Origin of the sequence: Cohnella endophytica, assembly GCF_003628305.1 — a bacterium.
In the GTDB taxonomy this organism is placed as follows: Bacteria; Bacillota; Bacilli; order Paenibacillales; family Paenibacillaceae; genus Cohnella; species Cohnella endophytica.
Window position 1 is genome coordinate 304,645 of the sequence record NZ_RBZM01000004.1, and the last position, 18,826, is coordinate 323,470.

General features: G+C 53.1%; 16 protein-coding genes. 12 read left to right on the top strand and 4 right to left on the bottom strand.

The window, feature by feature from the left end:
* Positions 1-139 precede the first annotated feature (139 nt).
* From alaS to D7Z26_RS07960, 10 genes are all read left to right on the top strand, one after another.
* Positions 140-2,767, top strand: coding sequence for an alanine--tRNA ligase (alaS, locus tag D7Z26_RS07915; protein ID WP_120976510.1), 2,628 nt, complete (start codon positions 140-142; stop codon positions 2,765-2,767).
* A gap of 89 nt (positions 2,768-2,856) precedes the next feature.
* On the top strand, positions 2,857-3,132 hold the full coding sequence (locus tag D7Z26_RS07920; protein ID WP_120975613.1) for an IreB family regulatory phosphoprotein: 276 nt from the start codon (positions 2,857-2,859) through the stop codon (positions 3,130-3,132).
* A gap of 2 nt (positions 3,133-3,134) precedes the next feature.
* The gene (gene ruvX, locus D7Z26_RS07925; protein WP_120975615.1) at positions 3,135-3,548 is read left to right on the top strand and encodes a Holliday junction resolvase RuvX; all 414 of its coding nucleotides are present in this window, start codon (positions 3,135-3,137) and stop codon (positions 3,546-3,548) included.
* A 10-nt stretch (positions 3,549-3,558) separates the two neighbouring features.
* Positions 3,559-3,861: a DUF1292 domain-containing protein gene (locus tag D7Z26_RS07930; protein ID WP_120975618.1), complete on the top strand. Its 303-nt coding sequence runs from the start codon at positions 3,559-3,561 to the stop codon at positions 3,859-3,861.
* Positions 3,848-4,144, top strand: a complete 297-nt coding sequence (locus tag D7Z26_RS07935) for a DUF1292 domain-containing protein (protein WP_120975620.1) — start codon at positions 3,848-3,850, stop codon at positions 4,142-4,144. Before D7Z26_RS07930 ends, D7Z26_RS07935 begins: the two co-directional genes overlap by 14 nt.
* Before the next feature lie 70 nt (positions 4,145-4,214).
* Positions 4,215-5,543: an endolytic transglycosylase MltG gene (mltG, locus tag D7Z26_RS07940; RefSeq protein ID WP_233566714.1), complete on the top strand. Its 1,329-nt coding sequence runs from the start codon at positions 4,215-4,217 to the stop codon at positions 5,541-5,543.
* A gap of 166 nt (positions 5,544-5,709) precedes the next feature.
* Positions 5,710-6,594, top strand: a complete 885-nt coding sequence (locus D7Z26_RS07945; protein WP_120976512.1) for a peptidase U32 family protein — start codon at positions 5,710-5,712, stop codon at positions 6,592-6,594.
* 39 nt (positions 6,595-6,633) lie between these two features.
* Positions 6,634-7,893 carry a peptidase U32 family protein gene (locus D7Z26_RS07950; RefSeq protein ID WP_120975624.1) on the top strand — a complete coding sequence of 420 codons (1,260 nt, stop codon included), beginning with the start codon at positions 6,634-6,636 and terminating at the stop codon, positions 7,891-7,893.
* Positions 7,894-8,058: 165 nt separating this feature from the next.
* Positions 8,059-10,173, top strand: coding sequence for a methyl-accepting chemotaxis protein (locus tag D7Z26_RS07955; RefSeq protein ID WP_233566716.1), 2,115 nt, complete (start codon positions 8,059-8,061; stop codon positions 10,171-10,173).
* A 120-nt stretch (positions 10,174-10,293) separates the two neighbouring features.
* Complete coding sequence (locus D7Z26_RS07960; protein ID WP_158602243.1) at positions 10,294-12,129, top strand: peptidoglycan D,D-transpeptidase FtsI family protein; 1,836 nt, start codon at positions 10,294-10,296, stop codon at positions 12,127-12,129.
* On the opposite strand, the gene D7Z26_RS07965 is transcribed toward D7Z26_RS07960, so the two are convergent.
* Entirely contained in the window at positions 12,062-13,207 is a 1,146-nt protein-coding gene (locus D7Z26_RS07965) for an AI-2E family transporter (protein WP_120975628.1), read from the bottom strand. The two genes, D7Z26_RS07960 and D7Z26_RS07965, sit on opposite strands and share 68 nt — an antisense overlap.
* A gap of 182 nt (positions 13,208-13,389) precedes the next feature.
* On the opposite strand from D7Z26_RS07965, the gene D7Z26_RS07970 reads away from it, so the two are divergent.
* Positions 13,390-14,868: a polysaccharide deacetylase family protein gene (locus tag D7Z26_RS07970; RefSeq protein WP_158602244.1), complete on the top strand. Its 1,479-nt coding sequence runs from the start codon at positions 13,390-13,392 to the stop codon at positions 14,866-14,868.
* A 73-nt stretch (positions 14,869-14,941) separates the two neighbouring features.
* On the opposite strand, the gene ilvD is transcribed toward D7Z26_RS07970, so the two are convergent.
* From ilvD to D7Z26_RS07985, 3 genes are all read right to left on the bottom strand, one after another.
* Positions 14,942-16,630: a dihydroxy-acid dehydratase gene (ilvD, locus tag D7Z26_RS07975; RefSeq protein ID WP_120975632.1), complete on the bottom strand. Its 1,689-nt coding sequence runs from the start codon at positions 16,628-16,630 to the stop codon at positions 14,942-14,944.
* Between the two features lie 167 nt (positions 16,631-16,797).
* A complete protein-coding gene (locus D7Z26_RS07980; protein WP_120975634.1) occupies positions 16,798-17,460 on the bottom strand; it encodes a 3'-5' exonuclease in 663 nt (220 codons plus the stop codon).
* A 156-nt stretch (positions 17,461-17,616) separates the two neighbouring features.
* Positions 17,617-18,111: a DUF2269 family protein gene (locus tag D7Z26_RS07985; RefSeq protein ID WP_158602245.1), complete on the bottom strand. Its 495-nt coding sequence runs from the start codon at positions 18,109-18,111 to the stop codon at positions 17,617-17,619.
* 344 nt (positions 18,112-18,455) lie between these two features.
* Here D7Z26_RS07985 and D7Z26_RS07990 point away from each other — a divergent pair, with 344 nt between their 5' ends.
* Positions 18,456-18,800, top strand: a complete 345-nt coding sequence (locus D7Z26_RS07990; RefSeq protein ID WP_120975638.1) for a DUF805 domain-containing protein — start codon at positions 18,456-18,458, stop codon at positions 18,798-18,800.
* The last annotated feature ends 26 nt before the right edge of the window (positions 18,801-18,826 follow it).

Consider the following 18,826-nt stretch of genomic DNA (forward strand, 5'->3'; position numbering starts at 1 on the left):
CCGTTATCCCGCAAGAGGAGATTGCATTCCGTGGAATGCGATAACCAGGGTGGTACCGCGAAAATTTTCGTCCCTGATTTCAGGGGCGTTTTTTATTTTTTTACGGAAAATTAAAGGAGGATTACATCCGATGAAACCGATGAAAGCAGCAGAAATCCGCAGCAAATGGTTGGCGTTCTTCGAAAGCAAAGGCCACAAAATCGAGCCGAGCTCGCCGCTCGTTCCGCATAACGACCCATCCCTTCTGTGGATTAATGCGGGGATGGCGCCGCTTAAGGCGTATTTCGACGGCCGAGTGAAGCCGGAAAATCCGCGCATCGCGAATTCTCAGAAATGCATTCGCACGAACGATATCGAGAACGTCGGCAAAACCCGCCGCCACCATACGTTTTTCGAAATGATGGGGAACTTCTCGATCGGGGACTATTTCAAGGAAGAAGCGATCACTTGGGCGTGGGAGTTCTTGACCAGTCCGGAATGGATCGGCTTCGATCCGGAGCGCTTGTCCGTAACCGTATATCCCGAGGATGAAGATGCCTACCGAGTCTGGAGCGAGAAAATAGGCCTTCCTGCCGAACGGATCGTCAAGCTTCAGGACAACTTCTGGGATATCGGCGAAGGTCCTTGCGGACCGTGCACGGAAATTTTCTACGACCGCGGCGATAAGTACGGAGATTTGAGCGATCCGGACTGCACGACGGGCGGAGAGAACGAGCGCTTCCTCGAAATCTGGAACGTCGTATTCTCGGAATTCAACCATAACAAAGACGGCAGCTACACGCCGCTCCCGAATAAGAACATCGATACCGGAGCGGGACTCGAGCGGTTCGCTTCCGTTCTGCAAGACGTGGATTCGAACTTCGACACGGACTTGTTCATGCCGATTATCGAACGCGCAAGCTCCATCGCCGGCGTGAAATACAAGACGAACGTCGAGCACGACGTTGCGCTGAAGGTGATCGCCGACCATATCCGTACGGTCGCGTTCTCCGTGGGCGACGGGGTACTGCCGTCCAACGAAGGCCGCGGATACGTCATTCGCCGTTTGTTGCGCCGCGCCGTTCGTTACGGCAAGGTTCTCGGCATCGATCGTCCGTTCCTTTGGGAATTGACGCCTACGGTCGGGGAAATCATGGGCATGTACTACCCGGAAGTGGTGGAAAAACGCGAATTCATCGAAAAGGTCATACGCACGGAGGAAGAACGTTTCCACGAAACGCTGTCCGACGGATTGGGCATCCTGGCGGATTTGTGCCAGAAAGCCCGCGCGGAAGGCCGCACGGCCATCTCCGGTCCGGACGCGTTCAAATTGTACGACACGTACGGATTCCCGTTCGATCTAACGGAAGATTACGCGACGGAGCAAGGCATGACGGTAGACCGCGAAGGCTTCGACGCCTCCATGCAGGAGCAACGCGATCGCGCGCGCGCGGCGCGCCAAGAGACGGATAGCATGAAGGTGCAGGGCGGTCCTCTTGCCGACTACACCGAGAAGAGCGAGTTCGTCGGCTACGACAGCTTGACCGCGGAAGTACGCGTCCAAGCGATCGTCTCCGACAATCAATTCGTCGACGTCGCCGGCGTAGACGAGAAAGTGCTCGTCATTCTCGATCGGACTCCTTTCTACGCGGAAAGCGGCGGACAAGTGAGCGATCGCGGAGCGCTCTTCGGCAAAGGATTGAACGCCGAAGTAAGCGGACTTAGCAAAGCGCCTCACGGCCAGTCGGTACATCAAGTGCTCGTAACGGGCGGAATTCTGCGGGTCGGAGATACGGTGACGGCTTCGGTTAACGCTTCCGAACGCAGCGATACCGTTCGCAACCATACGGCGACGCATTTGCTGCACCGCGCGCTCAAAGACGTGCTCGGCGAGCACGTCAACCAAGCGGGCTCTCTCGTCGAACCGGAGCGCTTGCGCTTCGACTTCTCGCACTTCGGCGCGATAACGCCAGAGGAATTGGCGGACATCGAGCGCCGCGTGAACGAGCAAATCTGGCTTGGTACCGAGCTCGACATCGGCTTCAAGCCGATCGCGGAAGCGAAAGCGATGGGCGCGATGGCGCTGTTCGGCGAGAAATACGGCGATATCGTCCGCGTCGTTCGCGTCGGCGATTACAGCTTGGAGCTGTGCGGAGGTTGCCATGTGCGCAACACTTCGCAGATCGGTTTGTTCAAGCTCGTCAGCGAAGGCGGCATCGGATCAGGCGTACGCCGGATCGAAGCCGTCACCGGACGCAACGCTTATCAATACATGGACGATCAGCTTAGCCTCCTAAAGGGCGCGGCCGGCTTGCTGAAATGCAACGTCGCCGACGTTCCTAAGCGCATCGAAGCCGCGCAAGGCGAGATTCGCCAGTTGCAGCGCGACAACGACTCGCTGCAAGGCAAGCTAAGCCGCCTCGAAGCTGCCGAGCTCGTGTCGGCGACCAAGACGGTCGGCGGCGTGACGCTGCTCGCCGCCCAAGTGAACGCTGGCGGCATGGACGCCCTCAGAGGCGTCGCCGACGAGCTGAAGCTCAAGCTCGGCTCGGCCGTGCTCGCGCTAGGTTCCGTCGACGGAGACAAAGTAAACCTCGTCGTCGCGGTAACTCCGGATCTCGTGCAGCAAGGCTTGCACGCGGGCAAGCTGATCAAGGACATCGCCGCGATCTGCGGCGGAGGCGGAGGCGGTAAACCCGAGCTGGCGCAAGCCGGCGGCAAGGATCCGTCCAAGCTGGCCGACGCGTTGGCCGCAGCCGAAAATTTCGTGCTGGCGCAACGCAAATAATCGCCGACGCGAATTTCCTGTCCAATGTAGATTATGGTATGATGTAAGCAGAAGGTTTAGAGGCTGTCAGCGAAAGCGAGGTGCTGGAGATGAGCTCGTCGGACAAAAATCATCTGGACCAAACCGTTAAATTCGACGTCGTCGCGGATCCTCATGAGGTATCGTCGCGCGATATCCTGTTTACCGTGCATGACGCGCTGGTGGAAAAAGAGTATCATCCGATCAATCAAATCGTAGGCTATCTACTGTCGGGCGATCCGGCGTTTATACCGCGCCATAACAATGCGCGAAGCCTGATCAGGAAGAAGGAACGCGACGAATTGATCGAAGAGCTCGTACGTTTCTATCTTCAGCAGAACCGGTAACCATGCGGATTCTGGGATTGGATTACGGCGAAAGAAGAATCGGCGTTGCCATGAGCGATTTATTCGGATGGACCGCTCAAGGCTTGGAGGTCATCGACCGTAAAACGGTCAGCGACCCAATGGCGCATATCGCCGGACTCGTTAAACAGCACGAAGTGGAATCCATCGTAGTCGGTCTGCCTAAGAATATGAACGGAACGATCGGACCAAGTGGGGAAAATTGCATTGCATTCGCGGAAAGCCTGAAGCAAACACTAGCTTTACCTGTCCAGCTCTGGGACGAGAGGTTAACGACGGTTTCCGCGGAACGAACGTTGCTTGAAGCCGACGTGAGCAGGCGCAAGCGCAAACTAGTCATCGACAAAATGGCTGCGGCGATCTTGCTGCAAAGCTATCTAGACTCGAGACCGAAATGAGGGAACTGCCATGACAGATTTGATTAACAACAACGAAGAAGAAGCGGAAATTATTTATATTCCGGATGACGAAGGCAACGATGAAGCGTTCGAGGTCATTATGCGTTTCGAACTGGATGACGGCACGGACCGTAAATACATCATGGTCGTTCCCGCCGAAGAAGACGGAGACGAGGAGCAGGAAGTGTTCGCGTTCCGCTACGACGAGGAAGACGACGAATTGAAACTGTATCCGATCGAAGATCAGGCGGAATGGGATATGGTAGAAGAAACGTTCAATACGCTGATCGGAGAATTCGATGAGCAACAATAAAGAGTCCGAACTTCGGCACCTCTTCGGGGATACCGTAGAACTAACGACGGAAGACGGAGCGTCCTTGACGTTCCGGATTTTGTCGGAACTCGAAGTCGGAGAAGGCCGGTATGCGGTGTTGCAATCGAAAGAAATGCAACAAGAAGGCGAAATCGAGATTTTTCGAATCGTATCCGATTCCGACGGAGAGCCGCAGCTTGAATCGGTAACCGACGAAGACGAGTGGGAGCTCGTTGCGGAGACTTACGACGATTCGCAGTTCGGAAGCGACGAACGGCCTTAAGAGATGAAGGGAAAAAGAGCGGGCGACCGCTCTTTTTCACGAATGAGGGGCTTGCTGGAGGGGAATAGGCGTGGATAGAGACGATGAGCCGACATCGGGATGGAAGTCCATATACGGCAATAAAATCAATAGCGACGAAGACAAATCGAGCGGCGGCGGAGAAACCGCGGCGGCCACGGAGCTGAGCGGCAGGACGCGCTCCGGTTCATATCCGCAAACGAACAGGCCGGCTGCTGCTTCGGGATCGCCCGATTCAACTTCTCGGGAAGCGACGAATCAGGAACCGCTTACGAGAACCGCGGCCAAGACGGCATCCGTTCCGCCCGTTCGCCGGCGTAAGCCGCGCGTATTGCTATGGTCGTTCCTGATCGCTTTAGGTATCGTACTGTCGGTTATGACAGGCATTGTCTTTTACTTGTGGAACGGACTTCGACCGGCGTCCGCTTCGGCGACTCCCGTGCAGATTTCGATCAGCTCCGGCATGCGCGCGAAGAAGGTGGCGGAGGTGCTCGAGCAAAACGGCCTAATCCGTAATGCTTCTTTGTTTAGCGCTTACTTGAAATTGAAGGGCGAGGGCTCCCGTTTCCAAGCCGGCGAATACGTATTGACTCCGGGCATGACCCGGGATCAAATTATCGCCAAGCTGAATAACGGGGAGACGGTAGCGACGGCTACGATCCGGTTTACGATTCCGGAAGGATTCACGATCGAGCAAATCGCGAACAGGCTTGCGGAAACCGCATCCGTGGACAAAGCCAAGTTCTTGGACGCCGCAAGCAAACCGGAGCTCTGGGCGGGTTCGACTTGGACGCGCGCGATTCCTACGGACAAGAACTTGAAATATCCGCTGGAAGGTTATTTATTCCCGGAAACCTACGAAATGAAGCGAGGAAGCACCGAATTGGATATCATAAATCGGATGCTGTCCGAGCTCGATCACAAACTCGACCAGTTGCCCGAGGATTGGCAGAGTACCCTCGAGGAACGAGGCCTGACCGTTCATCAGCTGTTGACGATCGCTTCCTTGGTGGAACGCGAAGTCGTCGTCGACGATGAGCGTCCGATCGTATCGAGCGTCATACAGAACCGGTTGACCAAGAAAATGCCGCTGCAGATCGACGCGACGATCCAATACTTGCTCGACAAACAAAAGGAACGCTTGCTCGAAGGCGATCTGAAGGTCAATAGTCCTTACAATACGTACTTGAACGCGGGTCTGCCTCCGGGACCGATCGCAAGCCCGAGCTTGAAATCGATCGAAGCCGCGCTCTTCCCGGGCAAGTCCGACTACTTGTATTACGTAACGAAAAAAGACGGAACGAACACGCATCTGTTCGCGGTCACGTATAAGCAGCATCAGAAGAACATTCAGCTTAGCGAGAAAAACGTTAAAAAATAGGAAGACGCGTTTCTAATCGAACGCGCCCCGACCCGGCTATAGCGCTTGGAAGCACCTACTATGGGATGCTTGCGGCGCGATCGCCGGGTCGAAGACTTCCCGGAGGTGTATTCCCATTACTGCAGTCATACCCGAATTGCTCATCTCGGCAGGCTCCTTGCGGCAGATGGAGCGATATATTCAAGCCGGCGCGACGGCCGTTCTGATCGGCGAATCGAGATTCGGCATGCGACAGCCGGCCGACATCGTCGCAAGCGACTTGAACGAAGCGGTGAGAATCGCGCATTCCTTAGGCGCTAAAGCCTATGTCAACATGAACAAGCTTTTCCGCAACGACGAGCTTCCCTACTTGCCTGAATATCTAAGCGCGGTCCGGGAAGCGCAGGCGGACGCGATCGTATTCGGCGATCCGGCCGTTCTTATGAACGTTCGGCAATACGCGCCGGAGCTTGCATGGCATTGGAACGCGGAGATGACCGGCACGAATTCGGCAACCGCTTCCTATTGGGGTCGCAGGGGTGCCGCTCGCGCCGTCGTGGCGAGGGAACTAAACGAAGAGGAAATCGTTGACCTGAAAGCCAAAGCCGGCATGGAAGTTCAAATACAGGTTCATGGAATGACGAACATTTATCACTCTCATCGGAATTTGCTTCAGAGTTATCTTGAACATCTGGGCCGCGAAGCGACGCTTATTCGCAAAGGCCCCGACAAAGGGTTGTTCCTCGTGGAAGCGGAACGTCCGGACGAGAAGTTTCCCGTCTACGAAGACGATAACGGCACACATGTCATGAGCCCGGATGACATTTGTTTGCTCGAAGCGCTGCCCGAACTCATCGAAGCAGGCGTCGATTGCCTATACGTCGAGTCGCTGCTGAAGACGGAACAATATAACGAGACGGTGTTACGCGGCTATCGCGCGGCGCTGGACGACTGGCAACGAGATTCGAAAGAATATCGTTTTAATCCGCATTTGCTGGCGGACATTCAAGCTTTGCAGAACCCGAACCGGGAGCTCGGTTTCGGATTTCTATACAAAGAGCAGGTCTATTAATCCCGTAACCTGATTACTAACCGCAAGGAGGTCATTCTGATGAGCCGATCCGTCATCGAGAACGCAACGAAGCGGACAGGGAAAAGACATAGGTTAGACAAGCCCGAACTGCTGGCGCCGGCGGGAAACTTGGAGAAATTGAAATTCGCCGTACACTATGGCGCCGATGCCGTCTATATCGGAGGTCAGAAGTATGGCTTGCGTTCCAACGCCGATAACTTCAGCTTCGAGGAAATGCGCGAAGGGGGAGAGTTCGCCGCGAAATACGGAGCAAAAGTATTCGTGGCTACGAATATTTATGCGCATCAAGAGGATCTCGATGGCATAGCGGAATACCTGAAGCAGCTCGAGGATGCGGGCATCGCGGCGATTATCGCCGCGGATCCCGCCATCGTGGAGACGGCTCAGAAATACGCGCCTAAGCTTGAAGTGCATCTTAGCACCCAACAATCGACGATGAACTGGCAAGCGGTTAGATTCTGGAAAGAGGAAGGTTTGCCCCGCGTCGTGTTGGCCAGAGAAACGACGATGGATGAAATTCGGGAGATTAAGCATCAAGTGGACGTGGAGCTCGAAGTTTTCATCCATGGAGCTATGTGCTCCTCCGTATCGGGACGCTGCGTATTGTCCAATCATTTCACGGACCGGGATTCCAACCGCGGAGGATGTTGCCAATCATGCCGCTGGAAATACGATTTGCACGCGGACGAGGAGTCCGTCATGGAGCAAGGACAAAATCCGTTCACGATGGGATCCAAGGATTTGTGCATGATCCAGCATATTCCGGATTTGATCGATGCGGGCGTGGACAGCTTCAAGATTGAAGGCCGGATGAAAAGCATTCATTACGTCGCATCCGTCGTGAACGCTTACCGGCAAGCTATCGATGCCTATATGGCCGATCCCGAAGGCTACCGACTGAAGCCGGAGTGGGTCGATGAGATCGGCAAGGCGGCCAATCGCCCGCTGAATACCGGCTTTTTCTACTCGGTTCCCGGATCCGGGGAGCATATCTACGAAGCGGAAGAGAAGCCTGCTCCGTACGATTTCGCGGCGATCGTGACCGATTACGACGAATCGACGGGAATGGCGACCGTACAGCAGCGCAGTCCGTTCCGTCCCGGCATGGAAGTGGAGTTCATCGGGCCGGGCGGCAGACAGTTCGCGCAGAAGGTCGGAGATTTGACCGACGTAGAAGGCGGTCCGCTAAGCGTGGCTCGGCATCCCCTCCAAAAGGTGCGTTTGAAGACGGAACATCCCGTTTTCCCACTGGATTTAATGCGTAAATGTATAAAATGATTAATTTTTTGTAAAAACTAAAGGAAATTCTGAAGAACCTGTCGAATTTCTCCATAAAGTTAACGCTGTGGACTCTAACAGCCGATATATACTTTGTGGGTTATTCGGCAGGTTTTTTTGTGCCGCAAGTCGGTCGTCACTACATAGTTGGAGGGTCATTACAGGATGAAAAAATCGTGGCGTGAGAAAATGGGGACGGAAAATTGGAAGAAAGCGTCCCAAGGTGTAAGCGGTTTATCGAGAAAAGTAGGAGATCAGCTCAGAGGAACCAAAATCGAGAATCCGATCCGTTCCGTCGGCATGAAGCTGTTTTTATTGATTTTCTGTAGTATTCTGGCTTGCGTCTTGACGCTTGGCTGGTTCTCTTACTCGAAGTCGAGTTCGATAATCCAGCAGAAAGTCGCGGATTCCAGCGCGGAAACGGCAAAGCAGACGGCCGGAAAAATCTCCTTGCTGCTCGACGGCTATGAAAGACAATCCCTGCAATTCATTACCGACAGCACTTTTACGAGTTATTTGAGTACGCTTGCGCTTACGAAAGACGATTACGAGTTATTCGACACGGCAAGACAGTTAACGGATAAATTGAACGGCATTGCGATGGCGGATTCGAGCTACGAATCGATATCGTTGATCCCTAAAGACCCCGCAGGCCAGTACATGACGACGGGAAACTCGATTTCCAAGGACGAAGCCATTAGCGAGCCGATTCTTAAAGCGATCGCCGACGGTAACGGCAGGGCCGTATGGAGCACGACATTGCCGAACGGATTGGACGGCAATCGCAATTCGCCTACGTTCACCGTCGGACGGATGCTTACGCAAGGCAAGCCTTATTACCTCATTCTCGAGATCAAGACAAAATCGCTTGCCGAACAGATGAGCACCGTTAATTTCGGGGAGAAGAGTTCCTCGTACATCGTTTCGAATGACGGCATGATCGTCTACGGTCCGGACCCGAAAAAATGGGGGACGAAATATGGTTACGATTTGCCTGGAGATAGCGGCACCGCGACAGTTGACGTAGACGGTACCAAGACGTTGTCGTCGGCGGGCGTTCTGGAGAAAAGCGGTTGGAGGCTGATCGGTAACATTCCGGTATCCTCTCTCGTAAAAGACGCCAAGGCGATCAGCAATTTGACGTTGGTCGTGTCCCTGATCGCGGCATTGATCGCGGCCGGAATCGGTCTGATCGTCATGGTGACGGTCGGCAAACCGCTCGCCCAGTTGCGTACGTTGATGAATGAAGGGGAAAGAGGCAACTTGACCGTCCGTTCGACCATTCGCAAGAAGGACGAGATCGGCCAAGTGTCCGACAGCTTCAACCGGATGATGGAAGAGATTACCGGTTTGGTTAAGCAAACGAACCGTTCCGCCCAAGAAGTGTTGGATACTGCCGTATCGTTGACGGATTCGTCTCGCAAGACGGCAGGGGCGGCCAAGGAAATCGCCATTGCAACGGAAGAAATCGCGAACGGAGCGACGAATCTGGCGGTCGAATCCGAGAAAGGAACGGATCTTACTATCCAGATCGGATCCCAAGTACAGTCGGTCATTCAATCCAACAACGAAATGGGACAATCCGCGAACGAGGTTGAAGAAGCCGGACGCAAAGGTACTATTTACATGAATGGTCTCATCCAGAAAACAAGCCAGACCGAAGAGATGACGCGTTCGATGGTCGAAAAGGTCGACAAGCTGAAAGAGAGCACGCTGTCGATTCGCAAAATTCTCGACGTTCTAGGCAACATATCGAAACAGACGAACATCCTCTCCTTGAACGCGACGATCGAAGCGGCCAGAGCGGGAGCCGCGGGCAAAGGCTTTATGGTCGTGGCGGACGAAATCCGCAAGCTGGCGGACCAATCGCGCGATTCGATCAGCATCGTCGGCAGCATCGTGCTGAAAATTCAGGGCGAGATCGACGAAACGGTTTCGGTATTGTCGGAAGCGTATCCGATCTTCAAGGAACAAATCGAATCCGTGCGCGAAGCGAACCAAATTTTCGTGACGGTCCAAGATAACATGGGAAGCTTCGTTCACCGCTTGGAATCCGCGACGGATTCCGTACGTCATCTGGAAGACGCGCAGAACACGCTTTCGCTGGCGATGAGCAACGTTAGCGCGGTTGCCGAGGAAGCTTCGGCAACCTCGGAGGAAGTGGCCTCCCTAAGTAACGAGCAATTGAACATCAGCGACGGATTGGTGCAGTTGTCCAATAGACTCGAGGCGGTATCCGTCGAGCTTCGCGAGTCGTTGAGCCGGTTCACGGTCGCCTAATAAAATGCATTTCGAGAGCAGATCGACAGGAATCCTTTCCTGTCGATCTGCTTTTTTAGGTTTATTTTGGAAACAATAGTGGAGGAGCATCGATGGAACGGGCAGGGAAGGGTGAACGGTTTGAAAAAGGATTGGGCCATTCGCGGATTTCACGTACTATTGCTGATCGCGATCATCTTCGGCGTGGAAGGAGCCCGCTTAGCGTGGTTGCAGCTAGGGTTGGGCAACTGGCAAACGGCAAGCGGCTCTTTGAGGCAAAACGCTTTGTTGCAGCGTTCGGACGAGCTATTGCTGGACAGCGGACGGGGACAGTTCTTCGATCGTTACGGTAGGGCGATTACGGGTATTGCCGTGCAAGCCTTGGCTGCTTTCCCGGATAATGGCATGTCGCGGGGCGCGGAAGAGGACGTCGTGCTTCTGGCTGCTTCTCTTGGAGTGAAAGCGCGACGTTTAGAGGATTGGTTATCGGAATTGCGCGTGCCCGAAGCATGGAGGGAAACGGGAAGCGGTCGGGTAATGGATCTGACGCAAACGCAAATCCGTGCGGTGGAACGAACGAAATTGCTAGGAGTTGCGGTAGTGCCGTTACTTAATCGTTATCCCGACGGATTATCGCCTTTGCATGCGATAGGCTATATCTCGCAGCATCCGGAGCAAGTACGCCTTGCCTATGCGAAGAGGCTGGACGAGCAACAAATGAAGGAAACGGATCCGATCGGCGGGGCGGGATTGGAGAAATCGATGGATCGGTTGCTTCAAGGCGTCGCCCCAACGAAGGCGATGCAAGTTACGAACGCGGAGAGATTGCCTTTAGGAGGACTCGGGTTGAGGCTGAAAGTACCGAATAACCCTCATTTTCCGGTAAAGGTGAACACGACGTTGGATTTGGACGCTCAACTCGCCGTTGAAGGCGTTCTCCGCAAATACGGCATTCATAAAGGCGCCGCGGTCGTCTTGGATGCCGCCAACTCGGATGTCAGGGCAATGGTGTCGTTACCGCGTCTCGATCCTTATCATATCCGTACCGAAGGCACGGACGAGCGCAATCACGCGCTAACGGCCGCGCCTCCGGGCTCCGTATTCAAGACGGTAACGCTGGCCGCGGCCCTTGAATCCGGAGTGACGGATTGGAATGAAAAGTTTCATTGCGACGGGCATTACGGGAAATACGGTTTGAAGTGCTGGAAGGAAGGCGGTCACGGCGATCTGACCTTGGAGCAAGCTTACGCGCAATCTTGCAACGTCGTTTTCGCAGGTTTGGCGGAACGGATGGATCCTGCTTGGTTGCAGATTACTGCAGAGAGAATGGGGCTCGGAAGGCAGATCGGTTGGCATACGGAGAAGTTCGCGGACGGCAAGCCGCTGCGGCTGCTTGGGGAAGAAGAAGCGGGTTCGATTTTCAAGGACAAGGAATCGGCCAAAGACGGAGGCGTTAGAACGGGAACAGGAATCGGCCAAAGAGACGTACGCGTAACGCCACTGCAAGCCGCGAACATGGCGGTCGCGATTTTGCATGACGGTCATGTGTTTTCCCCGAGGCTCGTGAAGGAAGTTCGTTATGCTGACGGGAATCTGATGACGACGCTCGGAGTTAAGTCCGGTAAATCGAAATACGGCCAGATCGAACCGCGTACGGCGGCGCTCTTGAGGGAGGGTATGCGGGCCGTCGTAACGGAGGGGACGGCGGAACGCGCGTTGAGTAATGCGAAGTGGACTCTGGCGGGGAAATCGGGAACCGCGGAGCTTGCGGGCAAGGAAAAAGGCCGTAACGACCATTGGTTCGTCGGTTACGGCCCTGCGATCAATCGTCCGCGTTATGCGGTAGCCGTGCTGATCGAGGATCAGCCGGCAGGCGCGAGCAATCGGGGCGCCACGGTATTCGGTGCGATCATGGACGCGCTTCGCTTTCTGGAGGAGAAGGATCCGACGGTTGCGGCTGCAACGGGTGAACGTTGAATTCCTCCCGAGGGAAGCGAATCCATCTGTGGAAGTAACCTTGATCGTATAATGCTTTTAGCAAAATCATCAGGATAGGGGCCAAAATGAGGCCCGATACGCCGAAGAGCGACAAGGAAACCATCATAAACGCCAGCATCGTGAACGCGGACACACCCACGGTCTGCCCCGTAATTCTCGGCTCCAGGAATTGTCTCGTGAGCGTGACGACGAGGAGCAATACGGTCAGCCAGATGGCGAGCGGCGTGTCCCCGACCACGAATAAGTAGACGATCCATGGAATGAAGAGCGTGCTTACGCCTAGCAACGGCAGGACGTCGAATATTCCGGCTAACAGAGCGATCGCGAACGCATTGTCTACGCGGAGCGCGAGCAAAGCGATGAAGATAACGATAAACGTAATGCTGATAAGCTTTCCTTGGGCTTTCAAGTAAGCTCCGATTCCTCTAAAAACGTTCGTGCGGAGAAAATCGAAAGCGATCTTGATCGTTTTGGGCGCGCGGTCGCTGCTCAACTTTTTCCACATGTCGATTTCCAAGCTTAAAAAGTAGGCAAGGATAATCGCGATGGAGAAATTGACCACGAAAGCGGAAAAAGACGTGAGCGCGCCGACTAGCCAACCTAGGAAATCCTTCGCGAGGATGGCGCCTTTGTCCGTAATGAATTCGGTGGCGTTCGTCAGCTTGGCCGAGATGTCGGGAGGCAGAGATTCTATTTTGCCTTGCAGATTAGCGGTCAATAATTCGATCTGGCGTTGAAGAAGCTGCTGGTACTTCGGCAGGTTATCGCTTAACTGGCTGATCTGTTGCGTGAAAATAAAACCGAGTCCGATAAAGATCGCGAGAATGACGAGGACGAAAAGCAAGACGCTAATGCCCGATGCGAACGCTTTGCGCAGACCTAAGCGATTCAAACGCTTAGCCAGTGGTTCGATGCACCAGAATACGATGAAAGACAAGAAAACGGGGGTGGCAAGATTGTACAAGTAACTGAACAAGTACATCGTCAGCCAGACGGTTAATGCGATTACGCCGATATCGAATGCGGTTCGCCAATACTTTTGGTACAAAGACAACATCGTTAGACCCATCCTTCTTTACGTTCGCTCAATTAAGTATGCTTGCCATTTAGTGCTTATTGTACACGATTCCAAAAAAGATGCCTATAAGAATGCCTATTTTACGGTGGTATATGATAAAATAGATGTATACGTACTACCGTGCGCACTTTAAATACGGCAATCAAGATGGTGGGGAAGGCATGGAAATCATCCTTTGGATCGGTTTTTATTTTTTGGCTTTTTATGCTTTTTTGCCGGCTTTAATTAGCCGGATTTTTGGCTTTAGGGTGTTTATGAAAGGAATATCGGATACGGATATCGCTCTTACGTTCGATGACGGACCGGATCCGGTCTATACGCCGAAGTTGCTCGATTTATTGAAGCGTACCGGTGCCAAGGGGACATTTTTCGTCGTCGGCGAGAACGCCGAACGGCATCCCGATATCATCGCCCGCATTCATGCGGAAGGTCACGTTATCGGGATCCACAATTACGTCCACCATACGAACTGGTTCATGCGTCCAAGCACGGTGAAACGGCAAATCCACCGCACTTCTGACGTTATCAAGCGAATTACGGGCTCCAGACCGATGTATTATCGCCCTCCTTGGGGGATCGTGAACGTGTTCGATTTCGCGAACCTCGGTTATTTGCAAATCGTACTGTGGTCAGAGCTATTCGGCGATTGGCGTAAACGCGTAGGCGCGGAGAAGCTGTACAAGAGAATGAAGCGGAAGCTGAAGCCCGGACAAGTATTCCTGCTACACGATTGCGGGATTACGTTCGGCGCGGATCGCGACGCCCCGGCCAGTACGATTTCGGCATTGGAGAGGATTCTGGACGACGGCAAACAATTGGGCTTCCGGTTCGTCGGGATCGATGACATGATCGCCGTCACGGAGCGTGCCAAGAACGCGAAGATTTCCGCGCGTCGCGACGCGAAGAGTCCGATATCCCGCGGCGAGCCCGCCGACGACAATCAACAAGCGATCGGCCCCGTTAAGAAAATCATCGTCAGCTTGTGGATGGTTTACGAAAAAGTATTCCATGTTCTTTTCAGACTTCGCCCGGTAGGTACCAGTCACTTCTTCAATTATCGGATTCGGAAATATTCCGGACCTCCGCTCGACTTTGTGGAAGGTCAGACGCTTCGTTCCGGGGATCAAATCATGGAAATCCATTTCGATAATCAGATGCTGTTCGACCTAAGCATGAAGTCCAAGTCTACGATGCAAGTCGGCATTCGAATCATACGCGAGATGCAAGGAGCGCTTCCCGATATGGCGCGAGAGCTGGCTATCGCTCCTAAGGGCGACCAAGTCAAAGCTCTCTACGGAATCTCGATGATCCATCGGGGAGCGGACGTTCTAGGTTATGAGACGTTCGAACTTCCAAAGAGCATGTTCTCTTGGATGACGAATTTATACCTTCGTTTTCTAATACGAGTCATTCATCCGTCAGGTAACGAAAGAGTTCGCGGCAAAGGCGATACGATGAACCCGCGGATGATCGTTATGCCCCGGGAAATGTTGCTAAGCTGGGCCGACGAGTCAAGTCCCCGCAAACGCAGGCCGGCAAACAAAAATTCCGCCGAGATCGAGAGCGCGGCGAGTATTAGCGCGGATCGCGAAGTCGAGCTTGCTGATTTCGAAGAAAGCACGATCGGCAAGCTCGTATAGAAGCCTTAAGAATATCGCATAGCCCAAAAGAACCGTCCCTGCGAGGGACGGTTCTTTTGTATGATTTCTAGATTTACATTTTCATGACGCCGCCCATGCTGGCGTTGGTTACCATTGCGGAGTAACGGGCAAGATAGCCACGTTTGATCTTCGGCTCGAAGCCTTTCCATTCGGAACGGCGGCGATCCATCTCGGCATCGCTCACTTCGAGGGTAATCGAACGATTGTTCATATCCAGCTCGATAATGTCTCCGTCCTCGACGAATGCGATCGGGCCGCCTTCCGCCGCCTCCGGCGAAATATGTCCGATGGCGATGCCGCGGGATGCGCCGGAGAAACGTCCGTCGGTGATAAGACCGACTTTGGTTCCAAGGCCCATGCCGACGATCTGGGAAGTCGGAGCAAGCATCTCGGGCATGCCCGGTCCGCCTTTAGGTCCTTCGTAGCGGATTACTACGACGTGGCCTTCTTTGACTTTGCCTTCCGCTAGCCCTTGAAGAACTTCCTCTTGGGAATCGAAGCAGATGGCCGGACCGCGGTGATAGCCGCCGACCGATTTGTCGACTGCGCCGACTTTGATGATCGAGCCGCCCGGTGCCAAGTTACCGAAGAGGACGGATAATCCGCCTTCTTTGGAATGCGGATCGTCGATCGGACGGATGACGGAATGATCCGTAATCTCGGCACCTTCGACGTTCTCGCGCAACGTCTTGGCCGATACGGTCAGAACGTCGCCTTTCAGAGCGCCTTCCTTCTTGAAGAGCTCGTTGATGATAGCGCTAACGCCGCCTGCATTGTGCAAATCTTCGATATGGTGATCGGAAGCCGGAGCGAGCTTGGACAAATAAGGTACGCGTTTCGCTACTTCGTTAATTCGCTCGATCGGATAATCGATGCCGGCTTCATGCGCTAAAGCTAGCGTGTGAAGAACGGTATTCGTGGAGCCGCCCATCGCCATATCGAGCGCGAACGCGTTGTCGATCGAGTCGATGGTCACGATATCGCGAGGCTTGATATCCAGCTTAACGAGCTCCATCAATTGTCTTGCGGATTGTCTGACGAAATCGCGGCGTTCCGGAGCGACGGCCAGGATCGTGCCATTACCCGGCAGCGCGAGACCAAGCACTTCGGCGAGGCAGTTCATGGAGTTGGCCGTGAACATACCGGAGCAAGAACCGCATGTCGGGCAACCGTATTGTTCAAGCTCGGTAAGGCTCTTCTCGTCGATCTTGCCGGTCATGAACGCGCCAACGCCTTCGAATACGGAAGTGAGCGAGATCGCGCGACCATCGCTCGTACGGCCGGCTTTCATCGGTCCGCCGCTGACGAACAGCGTCGGGATGTTGACGCGAAGCGCGGCCATCATCATTCCGGGCGTGATTTTGTCGCAGTTCGGGATACATACCATGCCATCGAACCAGTGGGCATTAACCATCGTCTCGACGGAGTCGGCGATAATCTCGCGGCTTGCCAGAGAGTATCTCATGCCGATATGGCCCATCGCGATGCCGTCGTCGACGCCGATCGTATTAAACTCGAAAGGCACGCCGCCGGCTTCGCGAATCGCATCCTTGACGATTTTGCCGAATTCCTGCAAGTGAATGTGTCCGGGAACGATGTCGATGTAAGAATTGCATACCGCGATAAGAGGTTTGCCGAAATCTTCTTCTTTAACGCCTGCCGCTCGCAGCAAGCTGCGGTGCGGAGCGCGGTCGAAGCCTTTGGTAATCATGTCTGAACGCATTTTTTTGTTAGCCAACAATAGCCCCTCGCTTTCGGTTAAATCGGAATGTCTTATCCTTGATTATACCACTGTAGCGGACGAGTTGACTAGAAGACTGCACGCGCATATCGGCGATTATTATGCTGAATCAACCGTCATTGCGGCTGCTTAAATCCAAATAACCTCAAGGCCTAACGGCCAAGAGGTTATTTGTTTTGCTCGGGGAATAGGTTCGCAAGACCGGCGAAGGGGAGATTCTCGTAGTGGTCGGTTTTGTAGACGACCTCGCTCTCGATTCTCGCTTCGTCGCTAAGCTTGTTGCGCTTAAACTGGAATTGATCGAAAAGCTTGACGAGGATGTGCGCCGTATTGATCGCGTCGTCCATCGCGCGATGGTGGGAGCCCGCGAATGGAATTTCCAGCATTTCGAGCGCGGGCTTCAAGCCCATCTGTTGATGCTTCTCCAGCTTGTAGATCTTGGATAGCATTTTTTGCAAATTGTTATGATTGACGATCCAATCCGTCGGGATCTGATGTTGACGGCACTCTTGTACGAGTTGACGGAGGTCATCCGGTCCCCATGCGCATAAGAAGTATTCTTCCGTGCCCATCCAATCCGCATAGGCCCGCAATACTTGAGAGAGCGAACCCGCACTGTTTACGTCATCCTGGGTTATCCCGGTAAACGTCGTCGTGTCGGCGGATAGTTGAGGAACGATCGCGGGTTTAACGAACGATTGGAAAGTATCGATAATTTGGGGGACGCCGTCGACAACGCCGACTCTGGCCGCGCCGATCTCGATTATTTCGGCGATCTGGCCTTTTTTACGGCGAACCGTCATCTCCAGATCGTATACGATTATAGTCACTTCATGCACCTCTAAGACATTCCGATAATAAAAATCCGTACCTTTGTTATTATAGTCTTCCCGCGGTCATTTGTCAGTGTGGAAAAATCGATTAGGGTTTCCAATTAAAAAGCCATCCCGACTTCCGGGATGGCTTCAAGGCTAGCGGTAAGTAAGTTACAGAGTCGGCTTAAAAAACATGAATAAGAAGAGGAGGACTCCGAGGCTAGTGGCTACATAATTAATCTTGTTGACCTTCGCAATTTCTGCGGCAAGCTCGGGCGATACCGATTGCTCCGCAGTATCCGTGGCGGCGAGAACTTTAACGCTCAATTTCTGGGCGGCAGGGGACATGAACGCGATTACGACGATCTGAATAAGCACGTAAATCGCGATCGAGCCGTAAATCCATAGCTCCTTGAAGCCATAGTCTCCGAGCCAGGCGAGAAGCAGCCCGCTTAAGACGGCGACGGAGCCGAGAAGTTTCGGGAATTTCTCCAGCTTGGGCAACAATCCGATCGAGTTGCGAAGCTGTCCGAAATTTTGCCCCCTGCGCAGCAAGACGTGGGCGAAATAGGTAGGCCCGATTCCGATAATCGCGGATAAAACATGGATGAATACAAGTGCGTTAAGCCAGTCTTCGTTAAGACCCGAATATCCATTTAGAGACAATTCATTAACCCCTTTCATGAAATAGTAACTCATTCAGATTTAACATCTTCTTTAGAGTTCGACATTTTTTCCAAATTCCTCCTGATCGCGCGTTTACCTGTAAAGCTTAACACGGGATTACAGGTTTGCCAGTCACGAAAAAGTCACTTTAGGTCATGCATGACTGTCATTTCACGTCATCGGACAACGATAATTAATATGGGAATATATGCAACGTTATCGGGTAATAGTCGCCCGGTGCCGGGCAGGATGATGGAATAATTTGATTGTATTTGGGGGCATTCTTTTAATGTTATATTCGATACCGTAAACAAAACAAATGCCTCATTGGGGGAAGTATAAACATGGTATGGTACTTGAAGGCGTTAAAGAATTACGTAGGATTTCAAGGGAGAGCTAGACGTAAGGAATACTGGATGTTTGCTCTTTTCAGTGCCATCGTTTCCATCGTCCTTGCAACAATCGAGTCAGTCGCTAATCTATCCTCATTTTTGACGGGAATCTATTCCTTGGCTATTCTGCTGCCTTCTTTAGCTGTTTCATTTCGTAGATTACATGATACCGGAAGAAGCGCATGGTGGCTTTTAATTAGTTTGGTTCCCATAATCGGTTTCATCGTATTGCTAGTATTTTCATGTCAAGATAGCCAGAAAAACAATAATCGATATGGTGCCAATCCTAAAAATTAGTTTTTACGGAAACAAAAAAAGTCGAA